This window comes from Annamia dubia NIES-4383, from assembly GCF_055394725.1.
Genome location: NZ_AP025630.1, coordinates 2907076 through 2931531, shown reverse-complemented (window position 1 = coordinate 2931531; position 24456 = coordinate 2907076). Strand labels below are relative to the sequence as shown.

Genomic DNA, 24456 nt, shown 5'->3' with positions numbered 1-24456 from the left:
CATTTTTCAGAAATTTAACGAATTACTTTAGATCTAGATCATTAAGATGAGGTCAATTAATGATAATCTAAGAATTGGCAATTTTTACAAAAACTTAACATTTAGCTTAAGCTATATAATACAAAAAAACCAATAAACAATAAATTATGGTAGCGACAACAGAAAAAACCAGCGTTGGTAAAATTACTCAAATTATCGGGCCTGTAATTGATGCTCAGTTTGCTAGTGGTAAACTACCCCGCATCTATAATGCTTTAAAAGTTGAAGGCACTAACGCCGCCGGCCAAAAAGTAGCTGTAACTTGTGAAGTTCAACAACTTTTAGGTGACAACCAAGTTCGTGCCGTTGCGATGAGTAGCACTGATGGTTTAGTGCGTGGCATGGATGTTATTGATACTGGTGCGCCCATCAGTGTACCCGTAGGTAAAGCTACTTTAGGTCGTATTTTTAATATTTTAGGTGAGCCTGTAGACGAAAAAGGGCCTGTTAATGTTACTGAAACTTTCCCTATTCACCGTCCCGCTCCTAAATTAATTGATCTTGAAACTGCTCCTAAAGTTTTTGAAACTGGGATCAAAGTTGTTGACTTATTAACTCCTTACCGTCAAGGTGGCAAAATCGGTTTATTCGGTGGTGCTGGTGTTGGTAAAACCGTTATTATGATGGAATTAATCAACAACATCGCTATTCAACACGGTGGTGTATCTGTGTTCGGTGGTGTGGGTGAGCGTACCCGTGAGGGTAATGACCTTTACAATGAAATGATCGAGTCTAAAGTTATTAACCCTGATAACCCTGAAGAATCGAAAATTGCTCTAGTTTATGGTCAGATGAACGAACCCCCCGGAGCTAGAATGCGGGTAGGTTTATCTGCTTTAACCATGGCGGAATATTTCCGTGATGTGAATAAGCAAGACGTATTATTGTTTATTGATAATATTTTCCGTTTCGTTCAAGCGGGTTCTGAGGTATCGGCACTTTTAGGTCGTATGCCTTCTGCGGTAGGTTATCAGCCTACTTTAGGTACTGACGTGGGTGATCTTCAAGAGCGTATTACCTCTACTAAAGAGGGTTCTATCACCTCTATTCAAGCGGTATATGTACCTGCGGACGATTTAACTGACCCCGCTCCTGCTACTACCTTTGCTCACTTAGATGGTACTACCGTATTATCTCGTAACTTAGCGGCTAAAGGTATTTATCCTGCGGTTGATCCTTTAGATTCTACCAGTACCATGTTACAGCCTAGCATTGTAGGTGAAGAACATTACGGTGTGGCTCGTGCGGTTCAATCTACTTTACAACGCTATAAAGAGCTTCAAGATATTATTGCCATCTTAGGTTTAGATGAATTATCTGAAGAAGATCGTTTAGTGGTAGACCGTGCGCGTAAGATCGAGCGTTTCTTATCTCAACCTTTCTTCGTAGCTGAAGTGTTCACTGGTAGCCCCGGTAAATATGTATCTTTAAAAGATACTATTTCTGGTTTCCAAAAAATCTTAGGTGGTGAGTTAGATCATTTACCTGAACAAGCTTTCTACATGGTAGGAAATATTGACGAGGCGATCGCTAAAGGCGAAAAACTCAAAGGCTAAAAACAGTTAACAGTTACCAGTTACCAGTTACCAGTGAATAGTAATAACTAAACACTGATAGCTGATAGCTCAAAAATTAACCATTAAAATTAAAACAATAGATCTAAAATGACTTTAACTGTGCGTGTAATAGCCCCAGATAAAATTGTCTGGGATGATCAGGCAGAAGAAATTATTTTGCCCAGTGCCACAGGTCAACTAGGTATTTTAACTAACCACGCTCCTTTATTAACTGCTCTTGGTATGGGTGTAATGCGCATTAGAGACGGCAAAAATTGGAAGGCGATCGCCCTGTTAGGGGGTTTTGCTGAGGTGGAAAATAACGAGGTTAAAATCTTAGTTAATGGTGCTGAACTTGGCGATAATATTGATAAAGCTGAAGCTAGTACGGCTTTTGAGGAAGCTCAAAGAAAATTAGATGCGGCCAACCAAAGCGGCGATCGACAAAAACAAATTCAAGCTGAAAATGCTTTCAAAAGAGCAAGAGTACGTTATCAGGCCGCAGGTGGCGTAGTTAACCTTTAAGAAGAATAATCATCTTATTTGATTAATAACAATGGGTTTTAACCTGTTGTTATTTTTTTAGGTGTTGCTGAATAAAGTATCAGCAATTTTCATTTCAACAAATGATCTTCTAAAGCATTAAATTAAATAAATTTATAGAATAGGAAAATGAGGAATAATCTCATCAATTTCTGTCATAATTGTTATTGTTTCTTTTAAAATTACAATTATTTTTTGATAGTAAATCAAATCTTGTTGTGATAAAAGTTTTTGCTCACTTTTTCGATCTTTTAACCATTTATCTAATACTTGATAACCTCCAATTTTAAATAGCCAAACTTCTTCAGAAATACCCTGAATATAACAATTTTTATTAATAGTTAATTTTTCTTCTTTAGCATTATATTTAATTTGAGTAATTAAAGTTTCTGGATCACCTTGATAAGTTGTGATTAAATTATCTAATTTTGGCGATTTCATTAAATGTAAATTAACTAAGTCTTCCCCTTTTTTAGCTAAATTATTAAATAATTGATCATCACTGGTTAAGGGAATACGAGGAAAATCTATCTTTAAAAATTCGGCATATCTTTCTCGATAATTTGATGAATGTAAAACACCATAAATATAATAAAATATTTTTTCAGGTATGGGTAAATAACCTAACTTTTCGGTTATTGCTGTTAAAAATTCAGCCGAAAAATTAGCATTTTTTTCTTTAATTAAATTACTTTGTCCATTTTCTGTATTAGGATAAGTATAAAGAGGAAAAAATGTATCTATACTTTGATTATCAGAACGAATAACTCCATTACTAATAATGTATTGACTAATGAAAAAATAATTAAAATCACTCATAGGGGGGGCTTTTCTAACAGTAATTAATCCTAAATTATCACCTAATAACATATTTCTCATAACCTCATTTCTAGGCATACAAAGAAAACCTCTTGAATTACCTGTATAGTAAGTATATCTAAGATCAAAAGGACGATATAAAATAGGTTTAATTAAATCCTGATTAATTTTATTTTCAATAAAACTATCTTTAATATCTTTTTGTGCCAAAGTAACTTTCCAATCTCTTGTATCTTGTCTTAAATTATATTTTTCTCTTGCTTCTTTTTCAGATAAAGAAACAAAATCATTAACAGTTTTTTCAACATCTTCATGAGAATTTTTAATGGTTAAATTATCCCTTGCTGTAACAATACCTACAGAATTAACAGGCATAATTTCAGTTATTTTCCAATAATTATTATATTCATCTCTTAAATTATTATTTTGAGGAATAAATAAATAAAAAGGAGAAATAGGCTCAACTTTTTGCCATTCTATCTGATGAAAATTAGCTGTATTTAAAAAGTTATATTTAGCCTCTCTTTTACCCCAAACATCATAATAAAAAATACCTTTTTCGGGAATTTGATAATCATAATTAAACTGTTGAATAAACTTTAAACTTTCTGGATTATGATCTTTAATGCCAATTAAAATTGACACGCCTTGCTGAATATCAAAGACATTTTCATCCTTACTACCATCAGGAGAAACTTCTTTTTTCTTCGCATTTCCATGTAAATTAATAATATAAATACGGCTGAAACTTGTCATTAAACTTTGACGCATTCCTCGAAAAGTTGGATTATCCAAATAACCATGATTAGTAATAAAAGCCACAATTCCTAAATCAATTTGCTCAAGTTTTTGTTGAGCAAAACGAATAAATTTTACATAATCATCTTGTAACCATTTAGTATTTTTTTCCTCTAAAGATAAACCATCAACTTGATAATATTCTCTCACATCAATCCAACTATTTTTATTAGCAGAATGCCCCGCATAGGGAGGATTACCTAAAATCACTAAAATTGGAGTTTCATTTTTAATTTTAGCCGCCTCATTTCCTTCCTGTGCAATATATTCCCCTAATAAATATTCACTCTTTTTAATACCTTGATCTAAAGTATTAGTTAAAAAGATATTTAATCTTTCATTTTCCGTAAATTTATAACCTAAATTTTCTAATAATAACTGTAATTTTAAATGAGCAATTGTATAGGGAGTCATTAATAATTCAAACCCATATAATCTATTTAAAACTTTACGATCTTTTAAATATTTATCCCAATTTTGTTTCCATTGTTGTTCACTATATTGAGAATAATTATTACAAATTTGTTTAATTACTTGATACAAAAAAGTCCCTGTACCCGTTGCAGGATCAAGAATATCAATATTTCTACCTGCTAAACCATCTTGAACATCGAAATCATGATCTAAAATATCATTAACAACTTTTACCATAAAAATTACTACAGGTTCAGGAGTATAATAAACACCTCTACCCTTTCTTAAAGAAACTTCATAACTTGCTAAAAATGTTTCATAAAAATGAACTACAATATCTTCTTTTCCTCTATTTTGACCAAAATTTTCCAAGATATGATCCATATCAACTTGAGCAAAAAGTTCGATTAAATTATCAATTGCCCAGTCAATTTGACTATCAATATCTTTTCTAATTATGATATTAAAAACCCCTTGCAAAAAGGGAATTTTATTACTAATATAAAAACTAGCATTTTGACGATTAAATTGTGATTGATCTTGATTTAAAGAGTGATTTATAGGCAAGATGCCTGTACTACTGAGGGTATTTTGAGCATGATAAAATCTAGCTGTAAACAAACCATAAGCAATGGTTTGAGCATACATATCAGCAAAATTATGATAATCAAGATCAGGTAATAATAAATCCGTAAAAACTGATTTTAATTGAGTTAATTCTCCCGTTTCATCTTCTGATTTTAACCCCTCGGTGATCGCATATTTAATAGATTTAGTATAAATTGCCATTTGTTGAGCAAGATCTAAATAATTATTAATAGTTTTCCCTTGAAAATTAACAAAATTATTAATTAAATTTGTTAATTTTGTAAGATCTTGATCAACAACAATTTGATTATTATTAAATTCTCCTAAAATTGCATTAAAATATAACTTTCCATCCCTATATAAACGAAATTCTAAGAAATTAGTTAAAATTAAATTTTGAGCGATCGCCGAATCAAAATATCGTTGTAATTGTTCAGAACTTTCAATTTTATCTAAATTTTCACCGATTTTTTTGGCTTCAATATAACCAATTAAATTATCATTTCTTCTCACCGTAAAATCTGGGATTCCTGCTTTATTTCCTTTTTCTTCAATTACAGCATTAATCCCAGTGGATGGAAGGGCATTATCAATTAATTTTTTTAGTGCAGAATAGTGACTTCTTTCACTACCTTTTGTTAAATTTTGTTTAAGTTCTTGTGAGTAATATTCAAAATTCATTTATTTAAGTTAAAGTCAATTAATTTAAAATTACAATTTTATTTTACCTTAAAAATAATTTAACTATCAACAAATCCGTAGGGAATGACAAAATTAAATTTAATCATTCCCTACAATTTTAACAATTAAAATAAATCATTTTCTGTTAAATTAGCTTTTTTCATAAGACTTTTTAAAATTCCAAAATTAAAGATTTTTGATCTAAGTTTTCTTCAGGAATACTCATCGCATCAAGCCAACCCTCTATCGCTTCTTTTAACATTTCTGTTAATTCTTCTAAAGTTTCAGCTTGAGTAAAACATCCGGGTAAAGCAGGAACTTCCGCCCAATAACCGCCTTCTTCAGCCTCATGTATAATTGCTTGTATTTTCATAATCACTTAATATTTAAAATTACAATTTTATTTTACCTTAAAAATAATTTAACTATCAATAAATCTGTAGGGCATGACTTCTTTAACTTATATTCTAAACCATTAAATTCAATTTAATTATGCCCTACAATTTTAATAATTAAAGTAAATCATTTTCCGTTAAATTAGCATCTTTCATAATACTTTTTAGTGTACCAATTGGTAAATCTCTATTACTATGAACAGGAATAGATAAAATTACATCTGATCCCTCCTTTTCAAAAATGTGATGACTTCCGACAATTCGAGACAATATCCAACCATGTTTTTTTACTATTTTACAGAGGTTTTTTCCTGAGATTGATTTCATAACGCTAATTCAAGTTCTTTAATATTATTAGCTTCTATATTTTTGCGTTCATTGGCTACTTCTAACCAACCTTCAGCCGCTTCTGTGATCATGGTGATCGCTTCCTCATAAGTTTCACCCCAAGAATGACAGCCCGGAAAAGCCGGAACACTTGCACACCAAACATCTTCTTCTTGCCAAACTATTACTTTAATTTTCATAATCACTTAATATTTAAAATTACATTTTTATTGTACCTTAAAAATTATTTAACCATCAACATTATAGGGTGTACCAATGAATTAAATCATAAATTTCATTGATCAATTATTGTTAAGTTTTTCTAACAACGATAGTATTTGACATTTTATCATGTAAAGAGCGTTTATCTTTCGTAAACCAAATAGGAATAAAATTAATTAATCCTATTCCCCATAATATAGATAAAACAAAAAAGATAACAAATAAAATGAATTTCCATGTGCTTTGCCAAAATCCAATTTTACAACCTTGTAAGTTAGTAACTTTTATTTTTAAAGCTCTTTGTCCTAAAGTTGATTGATATTTTGAGATTTGATTTAATACAACATATAAACATGGTAAACTGAAAAAACAAATAAGAGATAAAATAATAACTACCAAAATAATAGGATCAGGCTCAGAACTTGAACTAATAATGCCAGAAAGGTAAGGATTAAAAAAGATCATACCAACAAACATAGAGAAAGCAAAGAAAAATAAACAATCAATAAGCAAAGCTAAAAAGCGTCTCCATAGAGGTGCAGGTTGAAGTGAATTTGAGGTAGAAGCTTTAACTTGTGATGTTTTGTTATATTGATAATTAACTGGAGTAGTAGGTGTAGTTTGTTTATAAGAATTTGGTTGAGAAGATTGATTTTTATTAGAATAAGAAGAATCTGTTTTTTGATTAATTTGAGATAATTTTGTTAATATTTCATCTACAGTTTGAGGACGATTACCCGGAAAAGGTTTCATTAAATCATCAATTAAATCCAGTAATTTTGCTGAAATTCTTTGAGCATCTTGTCGCCAAATTAATTCCCCTGTATTAGACATCTCTATAATATAATAGAAATAAAAAAATTAAGCTATCATCAACAAAAATTTTAAGGAGAAATAGCCAAAATGAGTAATTATACTTGGCAATATATTCAAGATCACAAACAAGCAACTAAAAGATTATTGGGAATTAATTATGAACAATTAGAACTGCTAATCGCACATCTTTTGATCTTGGAGAAACAAGCAAAAGAAGAATCCGAAAAACAAAAAACTAGAATTATCAATTCCGGTGGTGGTAGAGAGAGTAAACTTTCAAAAGAAAACCAGATTATTTTGACTTTAATTTATTTAAGACATCACCTGAGTTTTCAACTATTAGGTATCGTCTTTCAAGTAAGTGAATCAACGGCGAATAATTTGTTTGATTATTGGCAAAAAATTATGAGAGAAGCTTTGCCATGCTCTTTACTAGAACAAGTAAAAAAGTCCCCAGAAAAAATAGAAGAAATGTTGGAAAAGTTGAAGGAAAATGAATTGTTAGTAGATAGTGAAGAACAGCCAAGACAGAGACCTTTAGACTATGAAGAACAGAAAAAATATTATAGTGGAAAAAAATGTGAACATACTTTTAAAAATCAATTAATTAGTCTTCCAAAAGGCCGAGATATTGTGGATGTGGTGGCGGGAAAACCAGGGCCTTCAAGTGATATTAACATTTGTCGTCAAAATCTCAAGAAGTTTGGGATGGATCAAAGGTTTAAAGGGGATAAAGCTTATGTGGGAGAGCCACAAATTATCACCCCAAAGAAAAAACCGAAAAAAGGAGTATTAACTCAGGAAGAAAAAAAGAAAATAAAAAGATTTCATCGGTTAGAATATTTATAGAACATTTAATTAGAATCATAAAAATATGGCGAGTAGCAAGAGAAAGATTTAGATTAAGAAAAGATAAATATCAGTCAGTATTTTTAACAGTTTGTGGGTTAGTGAGATTAAGAATTGAGAGTTTAGTTTTAGAAATAGTGAAATCATCGTCATCAAATGAAGTAATTGATGTTTTAATTAGTCATACTTTTGGGACGAAATTAGATTTAGAGGAAATTTTGACGTGAAATTAACTTTACAGGGATTGATTGCTGAGTGCTGATTAAAGATGAAACTGTTACCATATAAGCTTTATCAGTTATTGGAGATGTCTAATATATCTAATACTTGTTTTAACCATTGTAGGGCGGCACGTTCAGAAATTGGCTCATAGTTTTGATGTTGTAAATATTCCTCTAAATTCATTCCTTCAATTTTTTCCATAACTAAACAATGTAATGGAAAAGCATAACCTTTTGGTTGATAAGTAAAATAACCATCTTGATCCACATGAGGAATACCCTGATGATTGAGTTGTTGAAGCACAGTTGCTTCTTGTTTAAATAATTCGATCGCATGGGGTTGGGTATAATGTAAAACCTTGAGAACTTTTTTTACACCACAATCATCTATTTCATAAGTTTTACCAAAACCACCACCACCTAAGAATTTGATCACCCGATAAACGTCTTGTAATAATAATTTTGAACCGCAAGATTGACAGAATAAAGGTAATCCTACATTTTGCGGTTGAGAACAATTAGGGTTAATACATAGACTCATAATTTCTATAGGAAAAAAATTTTTTGATTAATTTAATGAGTCATTTTAGCATCAAAAAATATATTATCTGACAGTTCTTTCCTCCCTAGAAGGAATAATATTATCAGTTAAAGTGTATTGATTTTGTTCACACCACTTCAATAAATTATCAATTTTTTCTTTTTTTGATACTTTAATATCTACGGATGAAAAATGCAAAAATCCGATCAAAGATTGAGCCTGTTTTAATTCTTGATCATTGTCAACTTCAATAATTAATCTCATTTTGATTCCTCTTTGAAAAAATAGTGATTAGTTTTAATCTATAGAGTCAAGTTTTTGAGAACCATGAATAACCGCAATAATATCAATTTGCTCTGATTTTATATGATAAATAATGCGATAAGAGCCTTCGATAACTTCTCTAATTTGAGTTGTTTCAAATTCGGGTACAATTCTACCAGATAAAGGAAATTTAGCAATTTGTTCAGAACGATTAGTTAATTTTTCAATAATTCTCTGGGCATATTGAGTAGATTGTGACCCAATATAATTATAAATTGAAGATAAATGATTTACGGCTGTTTCTGTCCAAAAAACTTTCATTATTTTAATCCAAATTTAGCTCTAACTTCTTCCACAGAAATAACATTCCCTGCTTCGCTATCTTTTAATCCTGACTCAATTGCTTGTCTAACATATATTTGATACATTAGATCATCCCAAGTAGAATTATCAGGTAAATTATCAATTAATTTTTGTGCTTCTTGTTTAAGATTTTGGGTTTTCATAGCTTTATTTTCTTTGTTTAAAGAATAAATACTGAAATTATAGCAAACAAATTTATCTATCCAATAAATTATAGCAAAAACAAGTTTTTACTGCACAACCTTAATATTTTGTCAACCCCTCAAACTGTAAAGAAATCTAAACCCACGTTAGGAGTAAATACTTAACAATTTTGAGATAAAATCCCTCAATCTTGATCCCTAAGTTGCTAAAATTATTTAAAATATCCTATTTAAGCTATTTAATAGCAACCTTTAGCAATCATCTATTTATAACTTGAGGAGAAACTCGATTTGTTTACAAATGTAAAATCTGCCATCCGTCATATCGCCCCCGATGAAATCAACGGACGGGCTTTAATGAAGGTGGTCTATGTGGTGTTAGAATCACAGTATCAAAGTGCGATCTCTAGTGCCGTACGCATGATCAATAATAACCATCCTAACCTTGCGATCGAGATTAGTGGTTATTTAATTGAGGAGTTGAGAGACCCTGAGAACTATAATCAGTTTAAGCAGGATCTATCTGTGGCTAATATCTTCATCGCTTCTTTAATTTTTATTGAAGACTTAGCTGATAAAGTGGTTGATGCTGTTGCACCCTATAAGGATCAGCTTGATGTGGCGGTGGTTTTCCCTTCCATGCCCCAAGTGATGCGCCTTAATAAAATGGGTACTTTTAGCATGGCTCAGTTAGGGCAGTCTAAGAGTATGATCGGCGATTTCATGAAGAAACGCAAGAAAAACTCTAGCGCTGGTTTCCAAGATGCTATGTTAAAGCTTTTGCGCACCCTTCCCAGTGTTTTAAAATATCTCCCCGTAGATAAGGCTCAAGATGCGCGCAATTTCATGTTAAGTTTTCAATATTGGTTAGGTGGCTCTCCCGAAAACCTTGAAAACTTTTTCTTGATGTTGGCTGATAAATATGTCTTTCAAGGTAAAGACTTACATCAAGGGGAAAATGTGCAATATGCCGAGCCGGTAGTCTATCCTGATATGGGTATTTGGCATCCTTTAGCCCCTAAAATGTTTGAGGATATTAAGGAATATTTGACATGGTATAATAACCGTGAAGATATTAGTGAAGATTTAAAGGATCCCCTTGCTCCCTGTGTGGGGTTGGTATTACAACGCACTCACCTTGTAACTGGTGATGATGCCCATTATGTGGCGATGTTACAGGAGTTAGAATATCGTGGTGCTAAGGTGATACCTGTATTCGCTGGTGGCTTAGATTTTTCTAAACCTGTGGATGCCTATTTCTGGGATAATACGGTTAAAGGTATTGAACCGATCCCCTTAGTTGATACCATCATCTCATTAACTGGTTTTGCGTTGGTGGGAGGCCCCGCAAGACAGGATCATCCCAAGGCGATCGAGTCGTTAAAACGGTTAAACCGCCCCTATATGGTGGCTTTACCTCTAGTTTTCCAAACTACGGAAGAATGGGAAGAAAGTGATCTCGGTTTACACCCCATTCAGGTGGCTTTACAAATAGCTATCCCTGAGTTAGACGGCGCGATCGAGCCGATTATTTTATCAGGGCGTGATGGTGCTACAGGAAGATCGATCACCCTACAGGATCGGGTAGAAGCGATCGCCACCAGAGCGTTAAAATGGTCAAACCTACGCAAAAAACCCAAACTTGACAAGAAAGTTGCTATCACGATCTTTAGTTTCCCCCCAGACAAAGGTAATATCGGTACAGCCGCCTATTTAGACGTATTTGGCTCAATCTTTGAGGTATTAAAAGCCTTAAAAGGTAATGGTTACGATGTGGAAGAATTGCCGGAAAATGCGCAAGAATTGATGAATTTAGTGATTCATGATGCACAGGCGCAATATGCTTCCCCTGAGTTAAATATTGCCTATCGCATGAGTGTGCCTGAATATGAGCGTTTAACCCCATATTACGAGAAATTAAAAGAAAATTGGGGTGATCCCCCCGGCCATCTCAATACCGATGGACAAAATTTATTAATCTATGGGAAACAGTTTGGTAATGTGTTCATTGGGGTACAACCTACCTTCGGTTATGAGGGTGATCCCATGCGCCTCTTATTCTCCCGCTCTGCCTCACCTCATCACGGTTTTGCCGCTTTCTATACCTATTTAGAAAAAATTTGGGGCGCTGATGCGGTATTACATTTTGGCACACATGGATCATTAGAGTTTATGCCGGGTAAACAAATGGGTATGTCTGGCGACTGTTACCCCGATAGTTTAATCGGTAATATTCCCAACCTATATTACTATGCGGCCAATAACCCTAGTGAAGCCACTATTGCCAAACGCCGTAGTTATGCGGAAACAATATCATATCTTACCCCTCCGGCGGAAAATGCAGGTTTATATAAGGGTTTGAAAGAGTTAAGCGAGTTGATCGGCTCCTATCAAACCTTAAAAGATAGTGGGCGCGGTATTCAGATCGTTGATACCATTATGGATCAAGCCCGGCTCTGTAACTTAGACAAGGATATTGAGTTTCCTCAAACCCCTGCTAAAGACTTGAGCAAAGATGAGCGGGATAATATCGTTGGTTTAGTTTACCGTAAATTAATGGAAATTGAATCTCGTTTATTACCCTGTGGGCTTCATGTCATCGGTAAACCCCCCAGTGCAGAAGAAGCGATCGCCACCTTAGTTAATATTGCCTCTTTAGATCGGGAAGATGAAGGTTTATTATCCTTACCCCGTATTATTGCCAATAGCGTCTATCGTGATATTAACGAAATTTACGCTAATAGTGATAAAGGAGTCTTAAAAGACGTTGAACTTTTACAGAATATTACTTTAGCTTGTCGTGAGGCCGTATCAGCTTTAGTGAAAGAACAAGTTAACGCTGAAGGGCGAGTTAACTTAGTTTCTAAGCTTAACTTCTTCAATATCGGGAAAAAAGCACCTTGGGTAGAAAAACTCCATGAGTTAGGCTACAAAAATGTTGACACAGACTCTTTAAAAACCCTCTTTGAATATCTGGAATATTGTTTAGAGCAAGTTTGTGCCGATCAGGAGTTAGGAGGCTTATTAAAGGCTTTAGAGGGTGAATATATTTTACCCGGCCCGGGCGGTGATCCCATTCGTAACCCCAACGTATTACCCACAGGTAAGAATATTCACGCTTTAGATCCCCAATCTATTCCCACGATGGCGGCCGTACAATCTGCTAAAATCGTGGTAGATCGCCTCTTAGAGCGTCAAAAATTAGATAACGGCGGTAAATATCCTGAGACGATCGCCTGTGTTTTATGGGGTACAGACAATATTAAGACATACGGTGAGTCTTTAGCTCAGATTATGTGGATGGTAGGTGCAAAGCCCGTTCCAGACGCATTAGGACGAGTTAATAAACTTGAACTAATCCCCTTAAGCGAATTAGGTCGCCCCCGTATTGACGTTGTAGTGAACTGTTCCGGCGTATTCCGTGATCTATTCATTAACCAGATGAACTTATTAGATCAAGCGGTGAAAATGGCCGCCGAAGCCGATGAACCCTTAGAAATGAACTTTGTGAGGAAACACGCCTTAGAACAGGCTGAGGAATTAGGGATCAATCTCCGTCAGGCTGCCACCCGTGTCTTTTCCAATGCTTCAGGTAGCTATTCCAGTAATGTGAATTTAGCAGTGGAAAATAGCAGTTGGGAAGAAGAAAGAGAATTACAGGATATGTATTTAAACCGTAAATCTTTTGCATTTAACTCAGATAATCCCGGAGTAATGGACGAAAATCGAGCAATATTTGAGAAATCCTTAAAAACCGCCGATGTTACCTTCCAAAACTTAGATTCCTCTGAAATCAGTTTAACAGACGTATCCCACTATTTCGACTCCGATCCCACCAAAGTGGTTGCATCCTTGCGCGATGACGGTAAAAAACCCACCGCCTTTATTGCCGATACCACAACCGCTAATGCACAGGTGCGCACCCTATCGGAAACAGTGCGTTTAGATGCGCGAACCAAACTATTAAACCCCAAATGGTATGAAGGGATGCTATCACACGGTTATGAGGGAGTGCGGGAGATTTCCAAACGCCTTGTTAACACAATGGGCTGGAGTGCCACTGCTGACGCTGTGGACAACTGGGTTTATGAGGATACTAACGACACCTTTATTAACGATCCTGAGATGTGTAAACGGTTAATGGACTTAAACCCCAATTCTTTCCGCCGTTTAGTAGGCACATTATTAGAGGTTAATGGGCGTGGATATTGGGAGACTTCCCAAGACAATATCGATCGTTTACAACAGTTATATCAAGAAGTGGAGGATCGTATTGAAGGAATTGAGTAATTAATTTTAAAAGTCGGGGATTTTTATTTATTAATAAATCTTCGACTTTTTCTATTAACTAATTTCCATATTTCTAAATTAAAATGGGTAAAATAGATAAATTAGTCAAAAAATTATTATTACGTCCTCCTGAAATAAAGTTTGATGATATTCGCTATGTTTTAATAGAATTTGGCTATCAAGAAATTCGATCTAAAGGTAGCCATCACTCTTTTAAAAATGAACAAGGCGAAGTTATTATTATTCCGAAAAAGGGTGGTCAAAAAGTCAAAAGAACTTATATTGAAGAATTAATTAGATTATTAGACTTGGAGCATTGGCAAAATGACACAAAATAAACAATTAGAACGTCCCTCTTTAGAATATTATCTTTCCCTTAAATATCCAATGTCTGTATATCCAGAGGCAGAAGGTGGTTATACAATTATAATTCCTGATTTGCCCGGATGTATGAGTCAAGGGGAAACTTTAGAGGAAGCAATGAATAATATTAATGAAGCTAGAGAATTATGGTTAGAAACGGTTTATTTAAACAATAAAAAGGAAATTCCTTTACCATCAAAATTAATTAACACTTAACATAAGGTTAAATTTATGACACAAGAACAATTTACCCCAGATATTGAGAAAATTAAAGCTACTTCTGCTAAAGTTAAAGCTCTTTGTGAGAGAATGGATGCAGAAATTTTAATTTTAGATGATATTATTGCTCAATTAGATGAACAAAATCGAGCTTCTCCTTTATATCTTTATCGTTTAAATAAAGCGAAAAGATTATTAAATTATAAACCTTTTTTATTAGAAGAAAAGGTTTAACTTTTTACATATACAAACTCTAATTCATTTAAAACAAGAAAACAAAATAATTCTAATTCAAAATTTTTATTAATTATGTATAGTCAAGTTTATCATTATCCCCCCGATTTATTGAATCTCCTTATAGACACAATTCCTAAACTTTGTAAAAGTAAGAAAGATGTTATTGTCTTTTTTTCAAGTGCTGGAGTGAAACAAAGATTTCTAAAAGATATTGATGAAAAAGTTGAGAAAAATAAAGAGAGTATAAACAAGTATGAAATTGCTAGAACAATATTAATTAGACTTAATGAAGCTGGTGATGTTGCTCTTACTGAAAGGAGAGAAATCATTAAACGAGTTGTTGAGTTTGAAGATTTTTCAAGATGCTGGTCTAATGATCAAATACAGGCTATGGGATTAGTAGCTAAAGTTAGAGAATTAGTAAATAAAAAAGATTATTTTACAAGATTACAACAAATTAATCAATCAAAAATTGAAGAAGAAAATAAAAAACGTCAAAAAGAAGAAGAAGAAAGAATAAAATATCTCCAACAAAAAAGGCAAATAAGACAAAAGCTAAAATGTGATTTGATTGATCTTTATAAAGAAAATAATCCCCAAAAAAGAGGAAAAGTATTAGAAGGAATATTAAATCGTTTTTTTGAAAGTGAAAGAATTTTACTAAGAGAATCTTTTACAATAAAAGGTGACAATAATGAGGGTATAATTCAACAAATTGATGGTGCAATTGAAGTTAATACTGATCTGTATCTGGTTGAAATGAAATGGTTGAAAGAACCGTTAAGTCCTTCGGATATAGCACAACATATAATGCGACTTTTTGAAAGATCTGATGTTAGAGGTATTTTTATTTCAGAATCAGGGTACACTGATGCAGCAATTATTAATATACAGAAAGCACTTAATCAAAAAATTATTGTACTTTTCACTTTAAAAGAAATAATTTTTTTATTAGAAAGTGAAAATACATTTGAATCTCTCTTGAAATCTAAGGTTGATGTTATTCAGCTTGAAGGAAAATTGATATATGATTGATCTTTGATATAAAAATCAATTTCTTGAGTTTCCAAATCATTTATAACATAAAATTAAGGAATAATTATGACTGGAGATGTTATCTTTTTTGTGTTCAGTGGAATACTTGCTCTTTATGCTATTACAATCTTATTGAGCAATTGTTTTAATTGCTTCGAGAACAAAAGTATTATTGGTACGATGAAAAATAAATACAAAAAACAAAATTGTCAAATACAAATATCTCTAATCAATGAGAAGAAAGAATTTTTATTTTTTACTATTGAAGAAAAAAACTTAATTCAATTACAAGGATATGATAATAATAATAAACTCATAGTTATTAATTTTGATTGTGAAAAAGAAATATTAAATTTTTTGTCACAAAAACTCCCAGAACAAATGAATCATTTTTCTTGGCAATTAAACCTTATCAAGACTTTAAGTAACCAAATAAGAACTAATACTAATATTGTTGGTACTTCTCTAAAAGAACAATTTTATTCTATAGATAATTTATGTTGGAAAATAATTAGGTTAATTGAAAAAGATTTTTATCTGAAAAATACTATAATTAATAAAGAAATAACTTCATCAATTATTAAATTTTCCGATAAAGCTCTAATTAGCTTTTATTATATTTCAATTCATGGTAATAATGTTAATTTGATTAATGAAATCAAAGCTGAACTAAATAGAGTTGAACATTTATTACAAATAACACAAAATCCTAATGAAAAAGAACATTTATTATTTTTAAATAAAACTCACATGATGAGATTAGAAGAACAATTACAAATCAATGAAAATTTAGGTATTCTTAATAGGGAATTAGAATTATTAAATGTCAATTTAATATATATGATTGAAAAAATAACGGCTTCAATTTCTCAGTATAATTTGAATAAAAGACCTAATTTATTTATTTATGATGAAATTTTATCATCTTTTAAACTTCCACTAATGGATCAATTATTTACATCACAATCTAAATTATAATGGTGGGCAATGAATATCATTGATAAATGAAAATCAAAATTTAACCCACTTGCCCACCCTACAGATTTTTTTATGTGTAGGTTTTTAGGGGCGATCGCTTTTTAAGGAAGGGATGTTTTCGGGGCGATCGCTCTTATAAATTATTAAACTGTTGCCAATCAAGACCAAGTTGACGGATAATTTGTCTTAAAGTACCTAATTTTAAATCTTTATTACCCCAGTCGGGAATTGGCACAACTACATTATTATGAGGATTATACCATTTACGATGTGAACCCCCACCCTTGCGAGGAATTTCTTGACAACCCATTTGTTTTAGTTTTTTAACTACTTCTTTATATTTCACTATACACCGATGGGAATTAAACTTTCTGTCCACATAATTGTCTGATCACCAATGGGTTGTAAAATTGAAGGTAAAGGCTGATTTAAGTCTTGATAAGCTTCAATTAATGCTGATAAAGCATCAGATACATTAGGAATTATATCTTCTAAACTATCAGCTTCAGTAATTAAATTAGGTAACAATGGACAAGTAATGGTATAGCCGCCTTCGGGTTGAGGTTCTAAGATTAATGGTATTTTATAAATATTTTGCATTGTAGTTATTAACAAATTTATGTCAATTTTATTTTATCACTGTTTACAAATATGAATAGGTACAACAGTAGAGCGTTTTGTTTCTGGATTAAATAATTTTAAATGTGAGCCTGTTTGTGTTACTTCAACAAAACCAAAACTTTGAAGTTGTTTGATTACTTGTTTTGCTGTTAAACGTGGTGATTTTGGCGACATAAATCTTTATTTTATAAAGTTAATTCTACAACTTCTGATTGATTTTTTTGATTAAGAAATTCATCAGGAATAGGCTCAAGCATTAAATTAATAGCATCTTTTAAATATTCAATTGCCTCTTGTTTTGTCTCACCAAAAGACGAAACAAAATTTAATTCTGGACAAGTAGCCGAATAACTTTGTGCTTCTTCATCCCATTCAATAATTGCTCTAATAATCATAATTCGATTTTACCTAAACAAAAATAAATTATCTTTTTTCTTATTATATATCTTAAAGGGAGTTTTAGGGGCGATCGCTCTTATAAATTATTAAACTCCTGTCAATCAAGACCAAGTTGACGGATAATTTGTCTTAAAGTACCTAATTTTAAATCTTTATTACCCCAGTCGGGAATTGGCACAACTACATTATTTTGAGGATTATACCATTTACGATGTGAACCCCCACCCTTGCGAGGAATTTCTTGACAACCCATTTGTTTTAGTTTTTTAACTACTTCTTTATATTTCACTATACACCGATGGGAATTAAACTTTCTGTCCACATAATTGTCTGATCACCAATGGGTTGTAAAATTGAAGGTAAAGGCTGATTTAAGTCTTGATAAGCTTCAATTAATGCCTCTAGGGCATCAGATACATTAGGAATTATATCTTCTAAACTATCAGCTTCAGTAATTAAATTAGGTAACAATGGACAAGTAATGGTATAGCCGCCTTCGGGTTGAGGTTCTAAGATTAATGGTATTTTATAAATATTTTGCATTGTAGTTATTAACAAATTTATGTCAATTTTATTTTATCACTGTTTACAAAAGTGATCGCTTTTTAAGGGGGATTGAGGGGGATCATAGTAGGGAGACAATGCCCACCCAACAAAGTCATTAAATTTTGATTTTGTATCAATAAGATCCTTCTTGATCCACATAAACCGCTAAAATAACGGATTAGTTGTTTTTTTATAGGAAATTATATCTATGGGTCGTGCTAAAAAAGTTGTCTTAGCCTATTCCGGTGGTGTTGATACCTCCGTTTGTATTCCCTATCTTAAAGAAGAATGGGGCGTAGAAGAAGTTATTACCCTCGCCGCCGATCTGGGGCAAGGTGAAGAACTTAAACCTATTCAAGAAAAAGCCCTTAACTCCGGCGCAGTGGAGTCTTTAGTGGTAGATGGCAAAGAAGCCTTTGTGACTCAGTTCGCTTTTCCCGCTATTCAAGCCAATGCCCTCTATGAAAACCGTTATCCCCTTTTAACCGCCCTTGCTCGTCCTTTAATTGCTAAAATGTTAGTGGAAGCGGCCGAAAAATATGGTGCTGATGCGGTAGCACACGGATGTACCGGAAAAGGTAACGATCAGGTGCGTTTTGATGTGGGTATTATGGCTCTTAATCCTCACTTAAAAGTCCTCGCTCCGGCACGGGAATGGGGCATGAGTCGGGAAGAAACCATCGCCTACGGTGAAAAATTTGGTATTCCCTCCCCCGTTAAAAAATCCTCTCCCTACAGTATCGATCGCAATCTTTTAGGCCGTAGTATTGAGGCAGGTATCCTTGAGGATCCAATGGCTGAACCCCCTGAAGAAGTATTCGTTTTAACCCGTGCGATCGCTGATACTCCTGACGAACCGGAATATATTGAAATCGGTTTTGAAAAGGGTGTACCCGTAAGCTTAAACGGAAATGCCCTTGATCCTGTTACCCTTATTACCCAATTAAATGAGACAGTAGGAAAACATGGGATCGGCCGCATTGATATGATTGAAAACAGAGTAGTTGGGATTAAATCAAGAGAAATTTATGAGTCCCCCGCTTTATTAGTTTTAATTGATGCCCACCGTGATCTGGAAAGTTTAACCTTAACAGGAGATTTAACTCAGTATAAACGAGGAATTGAAGAAACTTACAGCCATTTAATTTATAAAGGTTTATGGTATTCTCCCTTAAAAGAAGCTTTAGACGCTTTTATTAAAACTACCCAAGAGCAAGTAAGCGGAGTAGTAAGGGTTAAACTCTTTAAAGGTAGTGCTAAAGTAGTAGGCAGACGCTCTGAAAACTCAATTTATGCGGCCGATTTAGCTACTTATGGTGCAGATGATCAGTTTGATCATAAAGCGGCCGAAGGCTTCATTTATATTTGGGGTTTACCTACCAAAGTTTGGAGTTTAAAACACCGTTAACAGTAATCAGTTATCAGTAATCAGTTATCAGTAATCAGTGACAAGTAGTACAGGCATCCTGCCTGTTACCAGTTAGCTAATAACCAATAACCAATAACCAATAACAAAAATTTATGGAAAAAACACAATTAAAAGAAAGAATAAAATTAATTACTAATAAGCGTGAATCTTTAGTAAAATTATTAGATAAACCCGATCTAGGTTCATTAAAAACTGATGTAGTTCAAGCATTAGAAGAACTGGATGAATTAATTGAAGAATTTAATTTAACTTTTTCTGATTAAAATATTAACAATAAAATGTTAGATCAAAAGTCGGGGATTTTTAAAATACCCGACTTTTAAAACCTAAGATTAATTAGTATAATTAAAATTATTAAATGCCCAAACAACGTCTTGATAAATTATTAGTTGAATTAAATTATTGTACTACCCGTCAACAGGCGCAAAAAGTGATCAGGGCGGGGGAAGTTAAAGTTAACGATCGCATTTTTGATAAACCCGGCACCGAAGTTGATCTGACTGCAAAAATTGAAGTTAAAGAAAAACCCCCTTATGTCTCTCGTGGCGGTGAAAAGCTCAAAAAAGCCCTAGATACCTTTCAAATTAGCTTAGAAGGGCGTATCTGCCTCGATGGTGGCATTTCTACGGGGGGGTTCACCGATTGTTTATTACAACATGGGGCTAGTTTAGTTTATGGGGTAGATGTGGGTTATGGTCAAGTAGACTGGAAAATTCGCACGGATCCCCGTGTAATTTTGAAAGAAAGAACTAATTTTCGTTATTTAAAACCTGAAGATCTCTATGGTGAAAACGCCTATCCCACTTTAGGAGTAATGGATCTATCTTTTATTTCTTTAACTAAAGTATTAGAAAATCTTTGGTTATTATTAGCTGATCCCAGAGAAGTTATTTTATTAGTAAAACCTCAATTTGAAGTAGGCCGATCGCTAGTAGGGAAAAATGGAGTGGTGAAAAACCCTCAACATCAGGCACAAGCAATTTTTCAAGTATTAGAAAAAGCCCAAACTCTGGGCTGGAATTTTCAAGGTTTAACCCCTTCTCCCATCAAAGGGCCGGCGGGTAACACGGAATTTTTATTATGGTTAAGCCTTGATCCCACCAAAACTTTAATAACCTTAGACGGCATTACACAGTTGACAATAAACTGTTACCAAATGTCAAATTAGTAATTAAGTAATTAAAGTATCTTTAGAGCGATCGCCACTTCTTAAAGTGGAAGATCGTCTTTGACTACCATCATCATTTTCTTCAGTTGAACCTAAATTAATTTGAATTTTAGGCCCAGAACTAGCCAGACGGATAATCATACCATCTTGAGCTTCCAGTTGAGTTATTTTTTTACCATTAATATAAGTGCCATTCGCCCCTAAGTTAACTACTTCCCAAGTAGAACCATTAGGTCTAATTTCCACATGGTGACGGGAAACAACTGCACTGTAGAGAACAACCTCATTGTCAGTTGAACGTCCGATCCGAATAGGGGATGTGGGTTCAAAAGTCCAATGTTGAACGGGAACTGATTGGAGGGGATGTAAAAGAGTTAATGTAATCACCGATTTTTAATTATTAAAAGGGATTATTTTGTTTATAATGTCCCTGTGTTTGGGGAAGTCCATTGATAAGTATTATACTTTACACAAGCAATTATTATCAATTTCAATTTGATTTGTCAACTAAAGTGTTAGACTTTTAAAATGCTTACTGCGAAAAAAAGCCGTCTCACCCATAACAAAAGAGCTTTGTTAGACATCACATTATTGAAATGTCTTTTAGTATATTTTAAGATCAATTGATTTAATCGTCAAATCAATAGACTTCTTGAAAAAGTAAAAATAATTAAGAACATCAATTATACTTACTATTTCCTATTCTGTGACCATTAAATTAAGATTTAATTAATTTTAAAAATTAATAACAAATTAAATTCAATCAATTATTTAACAGTTTTCGTGAATTATTCTTACTTTTCCCTTTCCCCTTTTTCCTGATTTTTGCTAAAAGTTTGATCATGAAAATTAAATTTTTAAATCAGGAAAATCGGCGATCGCTGTGGAAGATTGAACAATGTGCATTCCCGCCTTAGCAAAGCGTTCAAAAGTCTCATTAGCCTGTTCGGTAAAATCAATAATTCCGGGGACAACCACCGCCGAAGTACAATCTTCTAATAAATAAACTTTTCGCGCTAAAGCCGGATCAACTGCCATAATTTCTGTTAATAAATCATCGATCGTCCATGCTACACAATGACTTTTCGCTTGTCCTGCAATGATCACCCCATCAAAATCTAATAGTCTTTGAATAAAACGGGTATTTTTTTGGGCGATGGGATGGCCTCCAGCCCCTTCTAAAACTTCTGGGCGTAACACGGAATAGTTCTCCGTGAGGGGATTTCCCCCTTTAATCTCAAAATTAGTCTGACTGTGACGAGCGATATTATGGACAAAAATCGCCTCCTCTACCGAGGATACTAAACTATGGCCGATCCCCCCTAACATGGCATGATAAGGCCAAATAGTTAATAAATATTTCCCGTTTTCAATCAGTTTTTTAGCATAATGTAAAGCGTGTTGTTGTAGACCAATATAATTACCTTTAGCCACACTATAGGCGATTGCCGGATTAACTTTCCAGATTCCCCTTTGAATTTCCTCTAAACTAATCATCGTATGGGGTAAGGGATTTTCCCCCCCATCATTGATCCAAAATAAAGGATGAAAAATTTGCATGGCCGTGTGGGTGTCCATTGTGGGGGCAATTTCTGTAATTACGTTTAAATTACGATAAATAAACTCACATAAACGGATATTATCATCAATTGCACCCGTACCCGATCGCCCCCCGACAAATAGCTCAAAATCCGGCAAACAGAAGGTATTTTGCACATCAATGACCATTAAACAAATGCGGGTTTTATCACTGGCGGCCGGTTTTATTTGCCATTTTTTCGCCCAATTGTGAGCGTCTGATGCCCTGTCTTGATAGGGTACTCGCCAAAGCTGTTTAACTTTATGAGGCTCGAAAAAACTCGGAATTGGCAATTGTTTTACTGTTGTAGTGTTCATGATTACTCCTTGCTTATTGGCATAGTGTTTAACCTACACTTATAGTATAGTGTTAATTTTACACAATGTCAAGGGAGGCCATGGCTTTAATCAATTGTCAACTGATCATGTTATCTATAATGAAAATGTTGGCATTGATCATTAATTAATTTCAAAAATAATCAGGGTATGACATTTTGAAAATCAATTATTTCTATCCTAAATTAAAGGTGTTATGCTCTATAATATTCAATTTTTGAACAAATTTACAATCAAAATGCTAGATAATCAATTATAATAAATGATTATTGAATTTTAATTTTTTAATAACTAAAATTATGCTAACCACAGAAAAAACGATCGCCGATCAAGTTCGCTCTGATTTTCCGATTTTAAATCAAAAAATTCATGGTAAATCTTTAATTTATTTTGATAGTGCGGCCAGTTCTCAAAAACCCACTTTTGTCTTAGATAAATTAAAGTATTATTATGAACATGATCATGCCAATGTTCATAGGGGAATCCATACTTTAAGTAACAGGGCAACAGAAGGTTATGAGGGGGCTAGAGATAAAATTGCTCAATTTATTAATGCTCGTTTTAGGGAGGAAATTGTCTATACGAGAAATGCCTCAGAAGCTATTAATTTAGTGGCTAATACTTATGGTGTTCAAAACTTAAAAGAAGGGGATGAAATTATCTTATCAGTAATGGAACATCATAGTAATATTGTACCTTGGCAAATGATCGCCCAAAAAACGGGAGCGATTATTAAATATGTGGGTTTAACACAAGAAGAAACCTTTAATTTTGAGGAGTATAAATCCTTACTTTCTGAACAAACAAAGTTAGTTTCGATTGTTCATGTTTCTAATATGTTAGGTAATATTAATCCAGTTGAAGATATTATTAAATTGGCACATCAAAAGGGGGCAAAAGTATTAATTGATGCTTGTCAAAGTGCGCCCCATTTACCTATTAATGTACAAGAAATGAATTGTGATTGGTTAGTTGCTTCTGGTCATAAAATGTGCGCCCCCACTGGCATTGGTTTTTTATACGGAAAAAAAGAAATTTTAGAGCAAATGCCCCCCTTTTTAGGTGGTGGTGAAATGATTGATGAAGTATTTTTAGATCACTTTACATACGGTGAATTACCTCATAAATTTGAAGCGGGAACTCCGGCGATTGGTGAGGCGATCGCCCTTGGTGCGGCCATAGATTATTTAACTAATATTGGGATGGATAAAATTCATCAATATGAGGAACAATTAACGGCTTATTTATATGAAAAATTAACTAAAATTGAAAACTTAAAAATCTACGGAATTAAACCTGATAAAGAAGGAAAAGGAAGATCGGCCTTAGCCGCTTTTAATGTTAATAATATTCATGGTAATGACTTAGCAACCTTATTAGATCAAGAAGGTATTGCTATCCGTTCAGGCCATCATTGTACCCAACCTTTACACCGTTATTTTAATGTTTCGGGTAGTGCAAGGGCAAGTTTATATTTTTATAATACTTTTGCTGAAATTGATCGTTTTATTGAAGTTTTACGAGAAACAATTGACTTTTTCACCTCCATGATGGACTAATTTTGAAGTAATAAATAAATTTTGTTTAAAGTACGATGTTAGCACAAAGGGCGCTTAAGTTTTAAACTTAAACGCCCTTTGTTAATATGGGAAATAAAAATACTAACTTTAGAAAGAAA

General features: G+C 33.3%; 30 protein-coding genes and 1 pseudogene. 14 read left to right on the top strand and 17 right to left on the bottom strand.

What is annotated here, in order from left to right:
- The first annotated feature begins 146 nt into the window (after positions 1-146).
- Entirely contained in the window at positions 147-1595 is a 1449-nt protein-coding gene (atpD, locus tag Anndu_RS13215; RefSeq protein WP_464101650.1) for a F0F1 ATP synthase subunit beta, read from the top strand.
- A gap of 108 nt (positions 1596-1703) precedes the next feature.
- Positions 1704-2120, top strand: a complete 417-nt coding sequence (atpC, locus tag Anndu_RS13210; RefSeq protein WP_464101649.1) for an ATP synthase F1 subunit epsilon — start codon at positions 1704-1706, stop codon at positions 2118-2120.
- Positions 2121-2252: 132 nt separating this feature from the next.
- On the opposite strand, the gene Anndu_RS13205 is transcribed toward atpC, so the two are convergent.
- The 5 genes from Anndu_RS13205 to Anndu_RS13185 all read right to left on the bottom strand — a co-directional run bounded on the left by Anndu_RS13205 (position 2253) and on the right by Anndu_RS13185 (position 7216).
- A complete protein-coding gene (locus tag Anndu_RS13205; RefSeq protein WP_464101648.1) occupies positions 2253-5438 on the bottom strand; it encodes a type ISP restriction/modification enzyme in 3186 nt (1061 codons plus the stop codon).
- A gap of 172 nt (positions 5439-5610) precedes the next feature.
- Positions 5611-5811 carry a type II toxin-antitoxin system HicB family antitoxin gene (locus Anndu_RS13200; RefSeq protein WP_464101647.1) on the bottom strand — a complete coding sequence of 67 codons (201 nt, stop codon included), beginning with the start codon at positions 5809-5811 and terminating at the stop codon, positions 5611-5613.
- Positions 5812-5950: 139 nt separating this feature from the next.
- Positions 5951-6160, bottom strand: a complete 210-nt coding sequence (locus tag Anndu_RS13195; protein WP_464101646.1) for a type II toxin-antitoxin system HicA family toxin — start codon at positions 6158-6160, stop codon at positions 5951-5953.
- The gene (locus Anndu_RS13190) at positions 6157-6360 is read right to left on the bottom strand and encodes a type II toxin-antitoxin system HicB family antitoxin (protein ID WP_464101645.1); all 204 of its coding nucleotides are present in this window, start codon (positions 6358-6360) and stop codon (positions 6157-6159) included. The genes Anndu_RS13195 and Anndu_RS13190 overlap by 4 nt, the downstream gene beginning before the upstream one ends.
- A gap of 112 nt (positions 6361-6472) precedes the next feature.
- Positions 6473-7216, bottom strand: a complete 744-nt coding sequence (locus Anndu_RS13185; protein ID WP_464101644.1) for an RDD family protein — start codon at positions 7214-7216, stop codon at positions 6473-6475.
- Positions 7217-7285: 69 nt separating this feature from the next.
- Between Anndu_RS13185 and Anndu_RS13180 the strand changes: the two are divergent.
- Positions 7286-8091, top strand: a pseudogene (locus Anndu_RS13180) (transposase); the annotation flags it as partial.
- A gap of 57 nt (positions 8092-8148) precedes the next feature.
- On the top strand, positions 8149-8274 hold the full coding sequence (locus Anndu_RS13175) for a hypothetical protein (RefSeq protein WP_464104144.1): 126 nt from the start codon (positions 8149-8151) through the stop codon (positions 8272-8274).
- A gap of 67 nt (positions 8275-8341) precedes the next feature.
- Here the strand turns inward: Anndu_RS13175 and Anndu_RS13170 are convergent, their stop codons facing one another.
- The 4 genes from Anndu_RS13170 to Anndu_RS13155 all read right to left on the bottom strand — a co-directional run bounded on the left by Anndu_RS13170 (position 8342) and on the right by Anndu_RS13155 (position 9579).
- Positions 8342-8809, bottom strand: a complete 468-nt coding sequence (locus Anndu_RS13170) for a 4-Cys prefix domain-containing protein (protein ID WP_464101643.1) — start codon at positions 8807-8809, stop codon at positions 8342-8344.
- A 63-nt stretch (positions 8810-8872) separates the two neighbouring features.
- The gene (locus tag Anndu_RS13165) at positions 8873-9073 is read right to left on the bottom strand and encodes a hypothetical protein (protein ID WP_464101642.1); all 201 of its coding nucleotides are present in this window, start codon (positions 9071-9073) and stop codon (positions 8873-8875) included.
- 33 nt (positions 9074-9106) lie between these two features.
- Positions 9107-9394, bottom strand: coding sequence for a type II toxin-antitoxin system RelE/ParE family toxin (locus Anndu_RS13160; protein WP_464101641.1), 288 nt, complete (start codon positions 9392-9394; stop codon positions 9107-9109).
- The gene (locus Anndu_RS13155; protein WP_464101640.1) at positions 9394-9579 is read right to left on the bottom strand and encodes a hypothetical protein; all 186 of its coding nucleotides are present in this window, start codon (positions 9577-9579) and stop codon (positions 9394-9396) included. Before Anndu_RS13155 ends, Anndu_RS13160 begins: the two co-directional genes overlap by 1 nt.
- A gap of 291 nt (positions 9580-9870) precedes the next feature.
- On the opposite strand from Anndu_RS13155, the gene Anndu_RS13150 reads away from it, so the two are divergent.
- From Anndu_RS13150 to Anndu_RS13125, 6 genes are all read left to right on the top strand, one after another.
- On the top strand, positions 9871-13869 hold the full coding sequence (locus tag Anndu_RS13150; protein WP_464101639.1) for a magnesium chelatase subunit H: 3999 nt from the start codon (positions 9871-9873) through the stop codon (positions 13867-13869).
- A gap of 83 nt (positions 13870-13952) precedes the next feature.
- Positions 13953-14207, top strand: a complete 255-nt coding sequence (locus Anndu_RS13145; RefSeq protein ID WP_464101638.1) for a type II toxin-antitoxin system HicA family toxin — start codon at positions 13953-13955, stop codon at positions 14205-14207.
- On the top strand, positions 14194-14448 hold the full coding sequence (locus Anndu_RS13140) for a type II toxin-antitoxin system HicB family antitoxin (RefSeq protein WP_464101637.1): 255 nt from the start codon (positions 14194-14196) through the stop codon (positions 14446-14448). Before Anndu_RS13145 ends, Anndu_RS13140 begins: the two co-directional genes overlap by 14 nt.
- A gap of 15 nt (positions 14449-14463) precedes the next feature.
- Positions 14464-14685 (top strand): hypothetical protein, encoded by a 222-nt coding sequence (locus Anndu_RS13135; RefSeq protein WP_464101636.1) that lies wholly within the window; start codon positions 14464-14466, stop codon positions 14683-14685.
- Positions 14686-14760: 75 nt separating this feature from the next.
- Positions 14761-15723 carry a restriction endonuclease gene (locus tag Anndu_RS13130; RefSeq protein WP_464101635.1) on the top strand — a complete coding sequence of 321 codons (963 nt, stop codon included), beginning with the start codon at positions 14761-14763 and terminating at the stop codon, positions 15721-15723.
- A 66-nt stretch (positions 15724-15789) separates the two neighbouring features.
- A complete protein-coding gene (locus Anndu_RS13125) occupies positions 15790-16701 on the top strand; it encodes a hypothetical protein (protein ID WP_464101634.1) in 912 nt (303 codons plus the stop codon).
- A 133-nt stretch (positions 16702-16834) separates the two neighbouring features.
- On the opposite strand, the gene Anndu_RS13120 is transcribed toward Anndu_RS13125, so the two are convergent.
- The 6 genes from Anndu_RS13120 to Anndu_RS13095 all read right to left on the bottom strand — a co-directional run bounded on the left by Anndu_RS13120 (position 16835) and on the right by Anndu_RS13095 (position 18264).
- The gene (locus Anndu_RS13120; RefSeq protein ID WP_464101633.1) at positions 16835-17047 is read right to left on the bottom strand and encodes a type II toxin-antitoxin system HicA family toxin; all 213 of its coding nucleotides are present in this window, start codon (positions 17045-17047) and stop codon (positions 16835-16837) included.
- Positions 17047-17301, bottom strand: coding sequence for a type II toxin-antitoxin system HicB family antitoxin (locus Anndu_RS13115; protein WP_464101632.1), 255 nt, complete (start codon positions 17299-17301; stop codon positions 17047-17049). Before Anndu_RS13115 ends, Anndu_RS13120 begins: the two co-directional genes overlap by 1 nt.
- Before the next feature lie 36 nt (positions 17302-17337).
- Positions 17338-17496 carry a type II toxin-antitoxin system HicA family toxin gene (locus Anndu_RS13110; RefSeq protein ID WP_464101631.1) on the bottom strand — a complete coding sequence of 53 codons (159 nt, stop codon included), beginning with the start codon at positions 17494-17496 and terminating at the stop codon, positions 17338-17340.
- Between the two features lie 11 nt (positions 17497-17507).
- Complete coding sequence (locus Anndu_RS13105) at positions 17508-17717, bottom strand: type II toxin-antitoxin system HicB family antitoxin (protein ID WP_464101630.1); 210 nt, start codon at positions 17715-17717, stop codon at positions 17508-17510.
- A 101-nt stretch (positions 17718-17818) separates the two neighbouring features.
- Complete coding sequence (locus Anndu_RS13100; protein ID WP_464101629.1) at positions 17819-18010, bottom strand: type II toxin-antitoxin system HicA family toxin; 192 nt, start codon at positions 18008-18010, stop codon at positions 17819-17821.
- Positions 18010-18264 carry a type II toxin-antitoxin system HicB family antitoxin gene (locus tag Anndu_RS13095; protein ID WP_464101628.1) on the bottom strand — a complete coding sequence of 85 codons (255 nt, stop codon included), beginning with the start codon at positions 18262-18264 and terminating at the stop codon, positions 18010-18012. Before Anndu_RS13095 ends, Anndu_RS13100 begins: the two co-directional genes overlap by 1 nt.
- Before the next feature lie 211 nt (positions 18265-18475).
- Between Anndu_RS13095 and Anndu_RS13090 the strand changes: the two genes are divergently transcribed.
- From Anndu_RS13090 to Anndu_RS13080, 3 genes are all read left to right on the top strand, one after another.
- Positions 18476-19675, top strand: coding sequence for an argininosuccinate synthase (locus Anndu_RS13090; protein ID WP_464101627.1), 1200 nt, complete (start codon positions 18476-18478; stop codon positions 19673-19675).
- A 113-nt stretch (positions 19676-19788) separates the two neighbouring features.
- Positions 19789-19959, top strand: a complete 171-nt coding sequence (locus Anndu_RS13085; RefSeq protein ID WP_464101626.1) for a hypothetical protein — start codon at positions 19789-19791, stop codon at positions 19957-19959.
- Positions 19960-20054: 95 nt separating this feature from the next.
- Positions 20055-20864, top strand: a complete 810-nt coding sequence (locus Anndu_RS13080; RefSeq protein WP_464101625.1) for a TlyA family RNA methyltransferase — start codon at positions 20055-20057, stop codon at positions 20862-20864.
- 3 nt (positions 20865-20867) lie between these two features.
- Here Anndu_RS13080 and Anndu_RS13075 read toward each other — a convergent pair whose 3' ends face one another.
- Entirely contained in the window at positions 20868-21251 is a 384-nt protein-coding gene (locus tag Anndu_RS13075; protein ID WP_464101624.1) for an FHA domain-containing protein, read from the bottom strand.
- Between the two features lie 462 nt (positions 21252-21713).
- Positions 21714-22760, bottom strand: a complete 1047-nt coding sequence (locus Anndu_RS13070) for a cysteine hydrolase family protein (protein WP_464101623.1) — start codon at positions 22758-22760, stop codon at positions 21714-21716.
- A gap of 317 nt (positions 22761-23077) precedes the next feature.
- Here Anndu_RS13070 and Anndu_RS13065 point away from each other — a divergent pair, with 317 nt between their 5' ends.
- Positions 23078-24337, top strand: coding sequence for a SufS family cysteine desulfurase (locus tag Anndu_RS13065; protein WP_464101622.1), 1260 nt, complete (start codon positions 23078-23080; stop codon positions 24335-24337).
- The last annotated feature ends 119 nt before the right edge of the window (positions 24338-24456 follow it).

Bases quoted from the DNA above. Each gene is read 5' to 3' on its own strand.
- Anndu_RS13200 (WP_464101647.1), bottom strand. From the start codon at position 5,811: ATGAAAATACAAGCAATTATACATGAGGCTGAAGAAGGCGGTTATTGG.
- Anndu_RS13090 (WP_464101627.1), top strand. From the start codon at position 18,476: ATGGGTCGTGCTAAAAAAGTTGTCTTAGCCTATTCCGGTGGTGTTGAT.
- Anndu_RS13105 (WP_464101630.1), bottom strand. From the start codon at position 17,717: ATGATTATTAGAGCAATTATTGAATGGGATGAAGAAGCACAAAGTTAT.
- Anndu_RS13190 (WP_464101645.1), bottom strand. From the start codon at position 6,360: ATGAAAATTAAAGTAATAGTTTGGCAAGAAGAAGATGTTTGGTGTGCA.
- atpD (WP_464101650.1), top strand. From the start codon at position 147: ATGGTAGCGACAACAGAAAAAACCAGCGTTGGTAAAATTACTCAAATT.
- atpC (WP_464101649.1), top strand. From the start codon at position 1,704: ATGACTTTAACTGTGCGTGTAATAGCCCCAGATAAAATTGTCTGGGAT.
- Anndu_RS13080 (WP_464101625.1), top strand. From the start codon at position 20,055: ATGCCCAAACAACGTCTTGATAAATTATTAGTTGAATTAAATTATTGT.
- Anndu_RS13165 (WP_464101642.1), bottom strand. From the start codon at position 9,073: ATGAGATTAATTATTGAAGTTGACAATGATCAAGAATTAAAACAGGCT.
- Anndu_RS13135 (WP_464101636.1), top strand. From the start codon at position 14,464: ATGACACAAGAACAATTTACCCCAGATATTGAGAAAATTAAAGCTACT.
- Anndu_RS13195 (WP_464101646.1), bottom strand. From the start codon at position 6,160: ATGAAATCAATCTCAGGAAAAAACCTCTGTAAAATAGTAAAAAAACAT.
- Anndu_RS13125 (WP_464101634.1), top strand. From the start codon at position 15,790: ATGACTGGAGATGTTATCTTTTTTGTGTTCAGTGGAATACTTGCTCTT.
- Anndu_RS13160 (WP_464101641.1), bottom strand. From the start codon at position 9,394: ATGAAAGTTTTTTGGACAGAAACAGCCGTAAATCATTTATCTTCAATT.
- Anndu_RS13170 (WP_464101643.1), bottom strand. From the start codon at position 8,809: ATGAGTCTATGTATTAACCCTAATTGTTCTCAACCGCAAAATGTAGGA.
- Anndu_RS13155 (WP_464101640.1), bottom strand. From the start codon at position 9,579: ATGAAAACCCAAAATCTTAAACAAGAAGCACAAAAATTAATTGATAAT.
- Anndu_RS13070 (WP_464101623.1), bottom strand. From the start codon at position 22,760: ATGAACACTACAACAGTAAAACAATTGCCAATTCCGAGTTTTTTCGAG.
- Anndu_RS13110 (WP_464101631.1), bottom strand. From the start codon at position 17,496: ATGTCGCCAAAATCACCACGTTTAACAGCAAAACAAGTAATCAAACAA.
- Anndu_RS13140 (WP_464101637.1), top strand. From the start codon at position 14,194: ATGACACAAAATAAACAATTAGAACGTCCCTCTTTAGAATATTATCTT.
- Anndu_RS13065 (WP_464101622.1), top strand. From the start codon at position 23,078: ATGCTAACCACAGAAAAAACGATCGCCGATCAAGTTCGCTCTGATTTT.
- Anndu_RS13115 (WP_464101632.1), bottom strand. From the start codon at position 17,301: ATGCAAAATATTTATAAAATACCATTAATCTTAGAACCTCAACCCGAA.
- Anndu_RS13095 (WP_464101628.1), bottom strand. From the start codon at position 18,264: ATGCAAAATATTTATAAAATACCATTAATCTTAGAACCTCAACCCGAA.
- Anndu_RS13085 (WP_464101626.1), top strand. From the start codon at position 19,789: ATGGAAAAAACACAATTAAAAGAAAGAATAAAATTAATTACTAATAAG.
- Anndu_RS13185 (WP_464101644.1), bottom strand. From the start codon at position 7,216: ATGTCTAATACAGGGGAATTAATTTGGCGACAAGATGCTCAAAGAATT.
- Anndu_RS13130 (WP_464101635.1), top strand. From the start codon at position 14,761: ATGTATAGTCAAGTTTATCATTATCCCCCCGATTTATTGAATCTCCTT.
- Anndu_RS13205 (WP_464101648.1), bottom strand. From the start codon at position 5,438: ATGAATTTTGAATATTACTCACAAGAACTTAAACAAAATTTAACAAAA.
- Anndu_RS13145 (WP_464101638.1), top strand. From the start codon at position 13,953: ATGGGTAAAATAGATAAATTAGTCAAAAAATTATTATTACGTCCTCCT.